The organism is Agathobaculum ammoniilyticum (genome assembly GCF_025567315.1).
Taxonomy (GTDB): Bacteria; Bacillota; Clostridia; order Oscillospirales; family Butyricicoccaceae; genus Agathobaculum; species Agathobaculum ammoniilyticum.
Genome location: NZ_JAOQJE010000011.1, coordinates 74,421 through 87,075, shown reverse-complemented (window position 1 = coordinate 87,075; position 12,655 = coordinate 74,421). Strand labels below are relative to the sequence as shown.

Here is a 12,655-nt window from a genome sequence, read left to right as displayed (position 1 = left end):
GTTTTACCCGTCTGCCGCCCATGATAAATTTTTCTCTATTTGCACCGCTTTTGGCGGTTACACAAAATTTGGGATTGCCCCCCAGCGTTATAATCATGCAGCGAGTACCCTGCGACATCCCGCTTTTCTCCTCGCCTTTTGATTCCTCCGACGCCTGTCCCGCTTTCCTCAATCCATCCCAAAGCAGCGCTATTCCCAGTATGCCGAGCAGAATCGCATCCATCTTCGGGAAGAAATCCGCTTTTATTAGGTTAAGCGAAAGTGATTGTATCGTAAGGCTCGCCGCAAACAAGCCAACCGCCGCAAGAATGACAAGTCCACCAACAATTGCATCCTTATATTTCCTCAACAAATCCGCCTCCTTACCAGTTAGACGTCCAGCTTATTTTTATCTTATTTCTGCAAGGATAGGAAACGGACTTGCCGTTCCCTATCCCGCATCCACTTTAAGAAAGCAACTCTGCTGCGTATTTATCAATAATCTCCTTGGTGGAATCGAGCAATGCCCGCCCCTCCTCGGCATCTGCGTAAAACGGCGTCTGGCGGTAAGCCTCCATAATGCTGGTCGCGTAGTCCTCCTGCTCACTCACAACCTTGCAGGCATCCGCAAATTTCTGTACAATCTCATCCGGAGTATCCTTAGGGAAAGCGAAGAAATAATATTTTTCAAGTTGAATGTCAAATCCTTGCTCTATAGCGGTCGGAATTTCCGGAAAGCCCTCGCTGCGCTCTGCGTTCACCTGTCCCAAGGCAACAAACTCACCGGTTTCCAGATAATCTTTAACCGTGCCATATGCGTTGATAATTAAATCGATATGTCCACCCGCCAACGCTGCAACACGATCGGAAGCGCCGCCCGCATCCACAAAGGATACATCAATACCGGCATCCTGCATCTGCTTTCCGTTGATATGCACCATTGTACCGGTTTCTATACCCATCTTTACCTCACCCGGATGCTGTTGCGTGTACTCTTTCAGCTCTTCCAGGTTATTGTAGCCCGCATCTTTCCGCGCTACAATAATCTCGCCAGGCCCCTTGCCGACCACTGCCGACAACTTGAAATCATCCAGTCCGAAGTCCGCTGTGCCAATCGCCTGGTTAACATTCATTGCTGTATGGAAAAAAAGCGCCGTATATCCATCCGGATCGGAATCCTTTACCTGACGACTTGCAATTGAGCCGCCGGACCCAGTAACGTTACTGACTACAACCGATGTCCCTAACTCACTGCCCAGCCCTTCGAGGTAGGCACGCGCATTAAAATCCGTATCCCCTCCTGCTCCATATGGTACTATAACCGTGATTGGCCGTGAAGGCCAGTCGCTGCTATCCCCCGCACTCGGCTTCTCATTTGAGCCGCAGCCACTTAATACACCCGTACAAAGCGCACCGACCAACAAAGCTGATAATAACCGTTTCATTTTTTTGCCTCCTTTTTTAGTTTGTCTCTTTCCATATTATCGTTCCGGATAAGCAGTCCGGAATAGCTCGACTTGCTCGCGCGCTACTCGTCCCAAAGTGCCTCCGTCCGCAAAGGCAACCACCATACTGTAGCCACGGTCATATAGTTTTTTTGCCGCCTCAAAATTTCCTGCAACAGTGGCTAAAAACTTTCCACTCGCAAACACCTTTTCTTCAATCGTATGTATTGCTTCCTGTACTTCTGGCGCAGACGGATTGCAAAAATACCCCATTGAAGTGGCTAAATCCATCGGGCCAATAAATATTCCATCCAGTCCTTCCACCTGCAGGATTTCATCCAGATTCTTGACTGCCGTTCCTGTTTCTACAGCGGTCATAACCACTATTTCATCGTTGGCATGCGCCAGATAGTTCTGTGAATTCATCCCAAAGCCACCGGCACGCGGCGAAGGCGCTATGCCACGCATCCCTTCCGGAGGATATTTACATGCCTGAACCGCTCGTTCCGCCTCATCTCTTGTGTTGACATAGGGGATGAGCAGGCCATACAACCCGACATCCAGCATGCGCTTAATCGTTACCAAGTCGTTCCAAGGCGCGCGGGCAAATGGAATTGAGCTGAAGCGCCCCATTGCCCTGAGTTGTTCCAGCATACTCAATGGGTCATTCGGCGCATGCTCCATATCAATCATTAAAACATCTACCCCAGCCTTAGCAAATATTTCTGCCGCATAAGGGCTTGCCATTTGCAACCATGCGCCAAGGATCTTTTTCTTCTCTTTCAGCAGCTTTTTAACGGGATTATGAAATGTTTCATCTAAACGCAGCATAGACCTAAAATCCTTTCTTCATTTTTCAATAGAAAACGGTATTTGATAGCGCTCCGCATATGCCTCCAGCTCTCTGTAAATACTGTACGGCAGCGGGATACCGTTTTTTTGCCGTTCTCGTTTGCAGTTTTCTTCAATCTCTCCCGGAAAACTCAACGGCGGCGCATCCCCCACCACAGGGATAGACCGTATATACTGCCGGTATTCTGCAATACGCGCTCTTAACTCCTCCTTTCCAATAATTGCATCACAATCTACCGCAATAAACATGTGACAGGTCCCGCTTGGATCATCTGGCTCTGCGTACATGCTCTTGATATGATCCGAAAATGCACCGCCAGTCATTACACCACAGAGCATATCAATCACATAAGCGATTCCCAATCCTTTGAACCCTCCTACCGGAAGGAAGTAACCATCAAAACCTTTCTTCGGATCATCTGTCGGGTTTCCTTCCACATCCGTCGCCCAGCCCAACGGAATTTTTTCTCCTTTGCGTATCGCCATTTTCAGTTTCCCACCCGCAACAACAGAAAGTGCCATATCCAGCATAAACGGGTAATCGTCATAAGTGGGGATCCCAATGGCGAAAGGGTTATTACCAACAACGCGCCCTTTTGCTCCCGGCGCCGTGATATTAGGCCGAACATTAGTTGACGCCATACCGACCATACCGGCATCCACCGCCATTTGTGCATACAGAGCTGCGGCGCCAAAATGATTGCTATTTTTCACGCATACTGCCGCTATATGGTACTCTCGAGCCAGCATAATTGCATGCTCCATAGCATATCGGGAAGCAACAAAGCCCGAAGCATTATCGGCATCCATAACCACAAATGCCTTTTCTCCGGCTACCACCTTAATATCCGGCTTCACATTAATTGCTTTTTTGCGATAGCGTTCAAAATAAGCCGCTGTGCGCATAATTCCGTGTGAATCCACGCCGCGCAAGCTGGCCTCTACCAGTCCAACGCCATGCAATTCCGCTGTTTCCCTGTCTACGCCGGCTTTTTCATATAAGTCTGCAATAAAAGCTACAATTTTTTTATCATCGCACAAACGAATATGATCATCCACTTTTCAGACCCTCCCTTTAGCCTTTATAAAATATTCATTTTTAAAGATAATCGCACGATACTGTCAAATTGCTTTCATTATGCTTTTTTGCTATATTTTTCTTTATTTTTGAGAAACAGTTATCTCTTATGCCAATAATATAACAGTTTACAGGCAATTTGTCTTTGCATAATATTGAACTTCCTTTTCACTATCTTAACTTTTGTTGCCAAATATTCAAACGCCCATTTTGTATATTTTTATCAAACCTATCCGCTTTTCTTGCAAACAAAAAGAGTACACCATGCAAACCATGTGTACTCTCTTTCCCTATTCCGGCTCTTTATAATAACGATAGCTGAACTTTCCATGCTGCTGTATCGCTGTGTACATGGCATCTTTTTCCAAATCGCGCATTTCCCCCGGCGTTTTACCCGTTACTTTTTTAAATACAGATGTGAAATAATGCACACTGGAAAAGCCTGACAATACGCTAATATCATTCAAGCTATAACTGGAATAGCAGATCAGCTCATAAGCCCTACAAACCCTTAAATAATTCACATAATGGATAATCGTAAAATTCGTTGCCTGCTTAAACAGCTTGCAGAGGTAGTTTTTATTGTATTTCAGGGATTCTGCCAACTGATCCAGTGTGAAATCCTCTGCAAAATGCACGGAAACATAGTCGGCAATTTGTTTTTCCACGCCAGTCAGGTTGGCTATGATGTGGTCAATCGCACGTGAAAAGGAATTCCTTTCAACAAAAGAGCCGTTTTTACGGATATAGATATAGAATGCCTGCTCAAAAAGAGCATTTGCCATTTCTCTACTGTACCGTGCATTGGACTGCCACTCGTTTCGCGCTCCTAAAAGTGCGGTTTCAAATTCATTGTCCTCAATTTCAAAACAGCGTGGCAGGCAATGCACCTCATCCATGGTATTGGAATTATGGAGATAAAATTTTGTATCTATGATCCGCAGCCTCCCGCTTGAGATCACAGGCAGTTCATGCAGCTGCTCCGGTTCAATTACAACGCAGAGATGGGGATATAAATGGACTTTCTGCCTGTCCAACAGCATATCCGCTTCCCCTGAAACTACATAGTACATCTGGTAAAAGTCATGGCTATGCTCTCGTATCCCCCATCCACGCATATAATCCAGCATAAAGGTCCATACAACCTCAATGTCCCGCATGCTCCCGCCTCCCCTTCTTTTTTTGCTTCCCACCGCAGTCCTCAACCGGACCATCCGCCGCGCACTCCACACTTTCCACTGGTAAAGCAAGCTTATTGTAGCAGATTTTACTTTTTCACACAATCCCCCGACCTCAAGCTTTCTGCCACCGGACGCCCTTACTGCCTTGGCTCTCTACCCCAAATATATATTGCATTAAAATATTTATTTTGCCTTAAACCGTCCGATAAATATTACAGGTACATTACCTCACTTTGATCAAACTGGAAAGCGGAATACGATATATGAAAAAAAAGAAAACTTTTTTGTCAGCGCATCCCCCTCAAACACGCGAAACCTTGCAGGATATTGGGAAGCATTATTCCAATATCCTCACTGCTCTGGTGTTGCTCCTGCTTTGTGTCATTCTCAGCTTGATTGTCCTGGCGGTCAAGCTTTCCTCCCATACATATATTTTGACTGACGGCAACCGTTATGAAACCGTCCGGCTGCATCCCGGCACGATCGCCGAGGCACAAAAAATTTCAAACTTTCAAAACCTGAAGGTGATCGCCCAGCGCAGAGAGGGTAATACCACTTACCTCACGCTGGATCAGGAATTGAGTGCCCAGATCAAAACCAAAGATCAAACTATGACCGTCCCCTTTACGGCCTGCACCGTAGGCGAGCTGTTGGAGCAGGTCGGCATTGCTGTGGGCGAGAATGATATTGTAGTGCCAGGACTTGACCGATGGTTGGTGGAAAATACGGAAATCTCCATTACTGAAGTAAGCTATCGCTCGGAGGTCGAAACAATAACAACCCCTTTCCAAGTAGAAACCCGCCAAAATTCCGATATGGTAGACGGAACACAGCACATACTGCAATACGGCAGGAATGGCGAAACCGAAATCACTTACCGTATCACGCTTCATGACGGCGTCCCGTTCGAAAAGGAAATGGTTTTTGAAGAAGAAGTCCTTGCGCCTGTTAACTGCATCATTGAACAGGGGACAAAAAAGCGATCTACCGTAGAACCGGCTGAGCCGGTACAGCAAGACGGGTATGACACAGCAGACGCCGGCAGCACCGCAGCAGACAGCGCTTCCGGCAGCCAGTTGTCTACTGCGGGACGGTCGCAGGTCTGGTCCGTCCCCGCCGGTATCCAAGATGATACTGCTTCAAAAACCATAACAGCCGCAGATGGTTCAACGTTTCAGTATTCTTCAGTCATTGACGTAACTGCAACCGCCTATCATCGAATCGAGGACGGCGGCCTGATCACTGCCAGCGGCACGACCACGCGGTATGGAACCATTGCAGTCGACCCACGGGTAATCCCATTAGGCAGCCGTGTATATGTCGTTTCAGACGGAGGCGACCAGTCCTGGTCGTATGGCCCCGGCATCGCCGAGGATACCGGCGGGCTGATCAAGGAAAATCGTATCGATCTCTTCTTCATGACTGATGAGGAAGCGGACCAGTTTGGCGTCCGTCCAGCCAAAGTATACATATTAAGCTGAGTTTCTTACTGCCTGTCAGCCAGCCATCACAGGGGGCCTCGGGTGCAATGTTTTTCAAGCCATTGCATCCGAGGCCCCCGCCTGTTCAACATATCCAATTTTATCCGGCTGGCCAAGCTACTCCAATCCCACAATTTTTTCTTCATCAGCCAAAAGCTTTGCATACGCCTGTTCCCGTAATACGGCAACCATCGCGTCTATCCCTATGCAGGTCGTCCTATACATTTTCTCCAGACTGGAAACCGTGACTTTGCGTTCATCCACCTGCGCAACACTGCACAGACTTTTCATGCTGCTCCAAACGATCCGCCGGTCTATCGCCTTCCCATTTCGGGTACAGAAAACAGGGCCATTGCAAACCCCTGTTTCTTCAGCATATTGCAGAAGCTCTCCAACCAGTGCAACGGGCATCGTAAAGGAAGAACCATTCTCCAGCACAATTGTTTCATTTCCAGCCTGCCGCAGCCTTTCGACCGTAATATAGGGGATATCCCCCGTCTTAATACCTGTACACCCAAATACTTTTATCAGATAATAACTACGCTTCCGTTTCAGCAGCTTTGCCGCCTGAAGCAGGCGCAGATATTCCTGTCTTGTCAGTTCAGGGGCAGCCTCCTCTTTCTCCTTTGGCAGACGGGACTGTACCAGCTGCCATTCCCTATGGCCCGCAAATGCCAACAGGCTGTTGGCAGCGGATATCCGTGCATTAATGCTTTCATTGGCCAGGCCGTTTTCCTGCATAAACCCTTTCCACTTTGCCAGCCTGGCATTGTTCAGCAGGCCTTCTTCCCCCAAAAATTTTTTCAGCTGCAAAAGCTGGGATCTGTATTGCGCAATCGTGGAGCGTGTCCTTCCCCTTTTCTGCAGGTCCACCAGAAAGGATTTTATTTCGTTTTCCGTCACCCTGTAACCATTTTCCATCCTCCCTTATTCACCTCTCCTGCTTAGATGAATTATCCTGTTTCAGCAGTTGCAATAGTTGCAAGGGAGAAACTTCCTCCCTTGCGGCGGCTGCGTTCTCCCTGCGCGCTGCTACCAATTCCTCCCGCAGAACCGATACATTGCGCGGCGCATCGATCGACAGGCGGACACGTCCTGCCCCGATCTCCTGAACAGTAATTGTAATATCCTGGCCGATCATAAAGGACTGTCCTTGTTTCCGCTGCAGTATCAGCATTGCGCTCCCCCCTGTCGTCCTATAGAGTCCAGAGGACACCGCATATCATATTCATCCAGTATCACCTGACAGGCCTGTCTCGTCCGGTCGTTCAGGACAATGGGGCATCTCAAGTTTACCGTGCTCTTCCACACCGGCTTGTTAACCCTGCAAAGCGTATAATAGCACAAATCCTCGCTCTTCTCTACCTGCATTTGAAGCAGCTCAGACTTTGCCAGTTTGGGCTGATAGGTTGGCAGCAGCATAAAAGGGTTCAGTGCGGTAAAGGCAAGCGACGGCGTTTCCACGCTTTGCAGGCACAACAGGAAATCCTCCTCCTTGGCAAAAGGGAGGAGGACAAACTTTTTTTCCTGTTCAAAACCAAAGATACCATTGGGGAAAAACAGCAGTGTTTGCTCGTCTACCTGTATTGTTCCAAAATATTTGGTTTCAATTTTCATTCCAGTCTCCTTAGTTAAACCGTTTCATCCAACGGCTCGTATCCCGGCTCTGCAGAGGGAGGCACATAGACCGGCCCGCCAATATATTTGATAATGACGTCCGGACGCTGCGTTACGGTAAACTCAATATCACCCGGTATAAACTCCACATCCCCATTTCCAATGCGCCAGTCAAAATTCAGCTTATCCATCTCATAGCGGATGTTCAGCTCCCCTGCATCCCAGGAAATATCCGGACCTGTGCTGGGCAGAAATGTCATGGCAACATCCGTATTGACCTGCTGGGATTCCATCGCGAACTGTGTGATCAATTGCTGGCCAATTTTTGCCTGAAGCAGAAGCTTTCCGTGCTTGGCATAGGTGCCGGTCGTTTCATAAACCTGCTCACGCCCTTTTTGTGCAGCCTGTTCAATACTGCGCATTGCGGTTGGTGTAATGGAATTACGCGCTTCAAACGTATCCAAGTTCAGCCGGATGGGCTTGCTGCGTATCTGCAGACCTCCCTTGCTGCGGGAAACCTCCAGATCCACCTGCGACCTTTTGTATTCCAGCCGCGCATGGTTTACTTTCATTTCCAACTCAATCGGAACATTTTTAATCTCTATCAACCGTTCCATAGCGCTGTACACCTCTTTTGCTCTTACTCTTACCCTTATGCTTAAGACATATAGTCAATAAACGATTGCGACAGCACATTGTTGCCAACCCGCAGCGCAGCATTGTAGCTGTACTGGGCATACACAAACGTACTCAACGCATCCGCCAAATCCACCCTGTCAAGCGACTCATATTGCTCTGTGAGCGTATCCCCGGTAGAGGTCAGGCGGGTGTCATTAGACTTTAAAAACTGAGCCTTCGTGTCCAGCTCAGCCCGGTTGGAGTTAAACGCGGAGTAAGACTCCTGCATCTTATCAAACAGCGCGTTTGCCTTTTCCTGATCTGCTTCATTCATCTTATCGCTTCCATCCGCAGCCGAGTCCACCAGAAGCTGCCCCAACTGCGCTGTCAGCGAAATAATATCCTTAGGTGAACCATCCTCATAGGTACCGAAGCCCAGCAGCCCTGCGCCGGAAATCGCCGTGTTGAATGCGGTGGAGGGAATGACCTGTTCATTCTCATCCAGCTGCAGGCCCAAGCCTATATCCACATAGGTCGACTCCTTGCTCCACTCCTCCAGCTTCGCCAGCTCATCCGGATCCTGTGTCGCCATGTCTATCCCGCGGAAATACAGCTTCCCATCCTTGAGTTCAAACGGAGCCTCCTCGCCGTTTGCGCCGGCAAACACAAACTTATCCCCATATTTGGCGTTCAGCGTTTTGACCATGCCTTCCGCAGTATTCAGCAGGGTTTTCCCAATCTCCTCACGGGCGCTTGATTTGGAGCCGTCCACGCCTTGTTCGGCCTGGTCAAGCGCTGTATTGTACTGATCTGCGATCTCCTGCAGGCTCGCCTGCGCCGACTCAAATTTGTGAATCGCAGATTCGCTGGTCTTTCTCTGAAATTCATTACGCGCAGAGGCCGCATGCACACGAAACGACTGCGCCGCCAGCGCCGGATCTTCCGAAAAGGAGTTGAACCGCCGTCCCGTCAAAACAGTGTTCATCGCATAGTACTGATTCCAGCTTGCTTTTGCCAAGTTTCCCCGATAGGTACGAAGCGTACCGTTTGTTGTAACCCGAAACATCACTATAACTCCTCTCTGTCAGCGGCCGACAATGCCCATGCCGTTGATCACTTTGTCCATCGCTTCATCCAACGCTGTCATCAGACGGCAGGCAGCCGCAAACGACTTCTGATATTGCAGCAGATTCATACCCTCCTCATTCAGATCGACGCCGGAAACGCTATCCCTGCTGGTATTGATTCCATCCGCAGCTGCGGCATACGTTTCATAAATAGTATATGTCGTACTTTTATGCGCACCCAGCACGCCTTCCATATTGGCGTAACAGCCTTCCAGATTGCCCTTGTAAATTGAGTCCCCTGATGCCGCCCCGGCAACTGCGCCATCCCCCATGGAAAATGCGTCGGTTTTGCTCCCCTGCGCATCTGTAAAGGCAATACCGGTCACCAGGTTACACAGGGAACCCTCCGGTACAACGGCCTTATCATCGAATGTGATCGTCGTCCCGTTGTCCTTCATATCAAATATGCCATTTATCGTTTGATCCTTTTGCAGCGCATCGTACAGGTTGTTTTGCGTCTCCTCCGCCGTTGCGCCGGACTGGAACTTGACCTTTACCGTGTGTTCCTGATTCATACCGTCAATATAAGTAATATGTGCAGTCAGTTCCGTTCCCGGCGTAAGTGCGTTATCCTGCTTTGGTTCCCCTGTTGTGAAAGTCGCATCATTCGTGCGGATGATATCGCTCGGCCGAAACGTATAGCTTGTCTCAAATACGTTGATCAGTCGATTGATATTATCGTTCATCGTACCCTGCACCGGATTACCCGAAACGGAGGAGATAATCTGCACCTCCCCGCTTTTCCACGCCGATGAAATGGAGATGTTCCCTGCCGTGATCACGGTATCAGGATTTTTCGGATCATCCCCCTCTGCCGTGAACAGATTCCCCGCCTGCTTTTGTACAGCCTCTCCATTTGAGCCAACCTCTGAGAAAGATGTACCGTCTGGACGGGTCGTGTTGATCCGGTTCATTTCGGTAGCAAACTTGTTTGCCAAGGCATCCAGGGATTTCTGATAATACGGTATCCCGCGGATGGACTTGTCTCCCCCGTCCGTGCGGAACTCACCCGCGCCAGTCAGCATCTGGCGGGTGGATTCCAGCGCGCCATATCCGTGCCCCTCGTCCACAATCGTCGTATTAGCTGGTACAGCGGCGATCGACTTTGTATCTCCCAGGGTGATGCCGGTATTATTGGCTGCCAGCTCCATCTGCGTCACGGTGGCAGCATCAGCCCCTTTGTCCGTCGATATCATGACAAGCCCGTTCGAGGTCGCCTTGGCTGTGAACAGTCCTTGTAGCGTGGCATCCTTATTCAAAGCATCCGCCAGATTAGCCAAGGTCTTTTCACGCGCTTTCGCAATTGCTTCCGGCGTGTCATCCGCCGGCTTTTCCACCGTGAAATCGACAGAAACGGTATGTTTGTTCCCATCCTTGTCCTTATAGGTAATATCGATCGTTTGCTGTCCACCCTGTGCGTTCTTCCCAAAATCCAGCCCTTGAAGCTGGAACTGGGAATTCGTGTTGGACAACTGCGTCTGATAGGCGGAGTCATGCAGCTCGCTGATCGCAAGCCGCAACAGATCGTCCGGCACCGGTTTGCCATCCGCATCCACAACCGGCTTGCCCGCTGCATCCACTTTTTGAGCAATCGACAAATCCGCACGATAGATGCCGTCAATCAGCGTCGCCCCAGGCTTATTCGTCTTATTATCCACCATTTTGATGGTGAGTTTTTCGACAGAAAAGCCTGCTCCAAGGTTTTCCTCGCTGTAGGTTACATCAATTTTCATGTACTCGGAAAGCTGATCGATCAGCATATTACGCTGGTCGCGCAGTTCAAGCGCCGAATCCCCGTTAATATCCGAACGGCGTATCTCCTCGTTCAGCTCCTGTATTTTCTTAAGAATATTGTCAGCTTCCTGTACATTTTGCGTGTATTGGTTATATACATTTTCAAATACGGTTTCCAGATCCTTGGCGCTCGTGTTAAGCAGCTGACAAAGCGCTTCTGCCGAACTGCGTACCAGCGAATCAAATTCTTTCTCACCCACATGGTCATTCAGGTCATTCAGCTTCCCCAGAAGATCCTGAATCTGTGTTGTGATACCGCTCTTGTTTACATCATTGATAACGCTCTCCAGTTGATCCAGCCCATCGAGTATCGCACTGGCCGAACCGACGCTCGACATCTCCTTCCGGAACCGAATATCCAAAAACGGATCGCGCAGCTGGGAGATGCCGGACAGCATAACGCCAGAGCCAACCGAAGCCGAATTTGCAGAATGATACAGCCCTGATCCGCTTGTGATAAAGCTGTATTGATCGAGCCTTTGACGGGTATAGCCCGGCGTATTGATATTGGAAATGTTTTGACCTGTTACATTCAGCGCCATTTGACTTGCAATCATACCCAAACGCGCCACAGTAAACTCACCAAAAGTGGCCATTGCTCTCTGTTTCCTCCGTTTCTTCCTTTATGCTCGAAAATCTGTATGCGGTCCGCCCGTTGTTATCGTATGATCCTTCACATGCTCGGGGTCAAGCCCAAGCCCTGCAATCATATTTTCCACCTGATGCAGGCTGCATTCCAGCGCCGAGCGGGCCACCTCGGCCGCACTCTGCATGATCCGGTACTGTGCGGACAACCGCTCTGCCGCATCTTTTACCTTTTCACGCAGCTCCATGGAATCTATCTGTTCCGGCAAAGCAGACAGCATTATTTTTTCCAGCCCCATTTGCTGCTGTAGCCTGAGCCGCTTCTGGTCAATATTGCGCAGGCTGAGCGACAACGCCTGTTCTTTTTTCATGCACTCGCCCAGACGTATCAGATCGTCCTCATGGACAGAGGCCGCAACGTCCTTCTGCACAGCAGTCAGCTCGCCTAAAATCACCGTCAGACGGTCCAGCAGTCCCAGCAATTCTTCCATCCCTGTCATCCTCCAAACAGCATGATACGCGCTGCCAGCTCATTAATATCATATTGATAGGCGCCCGTCTGAACCTGCTCCTGCAGCTCCGGAAGAGTTTCACATCGGTACGTCCGCACTTCCTGTGCAATGCGTCCCGCGAGTTCATGCGCAAAGCGCTGCTCCTCTGTATATTGCGACGTGGTCAGCTCTACCCTGTCGAATTGCGCAGTACCCACGGGCTGGCTTTCATTCTCTTCTGGTTGCGGTCGGTGTATTGCCAACGGGGACAAGCCTCCCGTTTTGGGAATCATCATTATGATCAGCTCCTTTTCAGCACACGCAAGCCGATGAATTACTTACTAAGTCAAATATCGGTCATTACCACAAAAAAATAAGCGGCAGGCTGCAAAAACCTGTCGCTTATT

Annotated in this window: 14 protein-coding genes; 1 reads left to right on the top strand and 13 read right to left on the bottom strand. The window is 49.3% G+C overall.

Annotated features, from left to right (window positions below; all coding sequences use genetic code 11):
- The 5 genes from OCV66_RS11910 to OCV66_RS11890 form a co-directional block, all read right to left on the bottom strand.
- A partial coding sequence (locus tag OCV66_RS11910; protein WP_147574442.1) for a hypothetical protein occupies positions 1-349 on the bottom strand: 349 nt, incomplete at its 3' end.
- Between the two features lie 97 nt (positions 350-446).
- Positions 447-1,424: a tripartite tricarboxylate transporter substrate binding protein gene (locus OCV66_RS11905; protein ID WP_107631899.1), complete on the bottom strand. Its 978-nt coding sequence runs from the start codon at positions 1,422-1,424 to the stop codon at positions 447-449.
- Between the two features lie 36 nt (positions 1,425-1,460).
- Positions 1,461-2,255, bottom strand: coding sequence for an HpcH/HpaI aldolase family protein (locus OCV66_RS11900; protein ID WP_054327136.1), 795 nt, complete (start codon positions 2,253-2,255; stop codon positions 1,461-1,463).
- Positions 2,256-2,273: 18 nt separating this feature from the next.
- Positions 2,274-3,335, bottom strand: a complete 1,062-nt coding sequence (locus OCV66_RS11895) for an Ldh family oxidoreductase (protein WP_242977946.1) — start codon at positions 3,333-3,335, stop codon at positions 2,274-2,276.
- 309 nt (positions 3,336-3,644) lie between these two features.
- Entirely contained in the window at positions 3,645-4,514 is an 870-nt protein-coding gene (locus OCV66_RS11890; protein ID WP_054327135.1) for a helix-turn-helix transcriptional regulator, read from the bottom strand.
- A gap of 284 nt (positions 4,515-4,798) precedes the next feature.
- On the opposite strand from OCV66_RS11890, the gene OCV66_RS11885 reads away from it, so the two are divergent.
- A complete protein-coding gene (locus OCV66_RS11885) occupies positions 4,799-6,016 on the top strand; it encodes a 3D domain-containing protein (RefSeq protein ID WP_107631898.1) in 1,218 nt (405 codons plus the stop codon).
- A gap of 117 nt (positions 6,017-6,133) precedes the next feature.
- Here the strand turns inward: OCV66_RS11885 and OCV66_RS11880 are convergent, their stop codons facing one another.
- The 8 genes from OCV66_RS11880 to OCV66_RS11845 are packed head-to-tail and all read right to left on the bottom strand — an operon-like array spanning position 6,134 to position 12,544.
- Entirely contained in the window at positions 6,134-6,937 is an 804-nt protein-coding gene (locus tag OCV66_RS11880) for a tyrosine-type recombinase/integrase (protein ID WP_107631897.1), read from the bottom strand.
- A gap of 10 nt (positions 6,938-6,947) precedes the next feature.
- Positions 6,948-7,193, bottom strand: a complete 246-nt coding sequence (locus OCV66_RS11875) for a carbon storage regulator (RefSeq protein WP_054327132.1) — start codon at positions 7,191-7,193, stop codon at positions 6,948-6,950.
- Positions 7,187-7,633, bottom strand: coding sequence for a flagellar assembly protein FliW (gene fliW / locus OCV66_RS11870; protein ID WP_107631896.1), 447 nt, complete (start codon positions 7,631-7,633; stop codon positions 7,187-7,189). The genes OCV66_RS11875 and fliW overlap by 7 nt, the downstream gene beginning before the upstream one ends.
- A 14-nt stretch (positions 7,634-7,647) precedes the next feature.
- On the bottom strand, positions 7,648-8,250 hold the full coding sequence (locus tag OCV66_RS11865) for a DUF6470 family protein (protein WP_054327131.1): 603 nt from the start codon (positions 8,248-8,250) through the stop codon (positions 7,648-7,650).
- Positions 8,251-8,291: 41 nt separating this feature from the next.
- Positions 8,292-9,317, bottom strand: coding sequence for a hypothetical protein (locus OCV66_RS11860; protein WP_054327130.1), 1,026 nt, complete (start codon positions 9,315-9,317; stop codon positions 8,292-8,294).
- A gap of 18 nt (positions 9,318-9,335) precedes the next feature.
- Positions 9,336-11,768 (bottom strand): flagellar hook-associated protein FlgK, encoded by a 2,433-nt coding sequence (locus tag OCV66_RS11855; protein ID WP_054327129.1) that lies wholly within the window; start codon positions 11,766-11,768, stop codon positions 9,336-9,338.
- Positions 11,769-11,795: 27 nt separating this feature from the next.
- Positions 11,796-12,248 (bottom strand): hypothetical protein, encoded by a 453-nt coding sequence (locus tag OCV66_RS11850; RefSeq protein WP_147574440.1) that lies wholly within the window; start codon positions 12,246-12,248, stop codon positions 11,796-11,798.
- Positions 12,249-12,253: 5 nt separating this feature from the next.
- Positions 12,254-12,544 carry a flagellar biosynthesis anti-sigma factor FlgM gene (locus tag OCV66_RS11845; protein WP_054327127.1) on the bottom strand — a complete coding sequence of 97 codons (291 nt, stop codon included), beginning with the start codon at positions 12,542-12,544 and terminating at the stop codon, positions 12,254-12,256.
- Positions 12,545-12,655 lie beyond the last annotated feature (111 nt).

Coding starts and splice junctions, on each gene's coding strand:
- OCV66_RS11905 (WP_107631899.1), bottom strand. CDS start 1,424: ATGAAACGGTTATTATCAGCTTTGTTGGTCGGTGCGCTTTGTACGGGT.
- OCV66_RS11900 (WP_054327136.1), bottom strand. CDS start 2,255: ATGCTGCGTTTAGATGAAACATTTCATAATCCCGTTAAAAAGCTGCTG.
- OCV66_RS11890 (WP_054327135.1), bottom strand. CDS start 4,514: ATGCGGGACATTGAGGTTGTATGGACCTTTATGCTGGATTATATGCGT.
- OCV66_RS11885 (WP_107631898.1), top strand. CDS start 4,799: ATGAAAAAAAAGAAAACTTTTTTGTCAGCGCATCCCCCTCAAACACGC.
- OCV66_RS11880 (WP_107631897.1), bottom strand. CDS start 6,937: ATGGAAAATGGTTACAGGGTGACGGAAAACGAAATAAAATCCTTTCTG.
- OCV66_RS11875 (WP_054327132.1), bottom strand. CDS start 7,193: ATGCTGATACTGCAGCGGAAACAAGGACAGTCCTTTATGATCGGCCAG.
- fliW (WP_107631896.1), bottom strand. CDS start 7,633: ATGAAAATTGAAACCAAATATTTTGGAACAATACAGGTAGACGAGCAA.
- OCV66_RS11865 (WP_054327131.1), bottom strand. CDS start 8,250: ATGGAACGGTTGATAGAGATTAAAAATGTTCCGATTGAGTTGGAAATG.
- OCV66_RS11860 (WP_054327130.1), bottom strand. CDS start 9,317: ATGTTTCGGGTTACAACAAACGGTACGCTTCGTACCTATCGGGGAAAC.
- OCV66_RS11855 (WP_054327129.1), bottom strand. CDS start 11,768: ATGGCCACTTTTGGTGAGTTTACTGTGGCGCGTTTGGGTATGATTGCA.
- OCV66_RS11850 (WP_147574440.1), bottom strand. CDS start 12,248: ATGGAAGAATTGCTGGGACTGCTGGACCGTCTGACGGTGATTTTAGGC.
- OCV66_RS11845 (WP_054327127.1), bottom strand. CDS start 12,544: ATGATGATTCCCAAAACGGGAGGCTTGTCCCCGTTGGCAATACACCGA.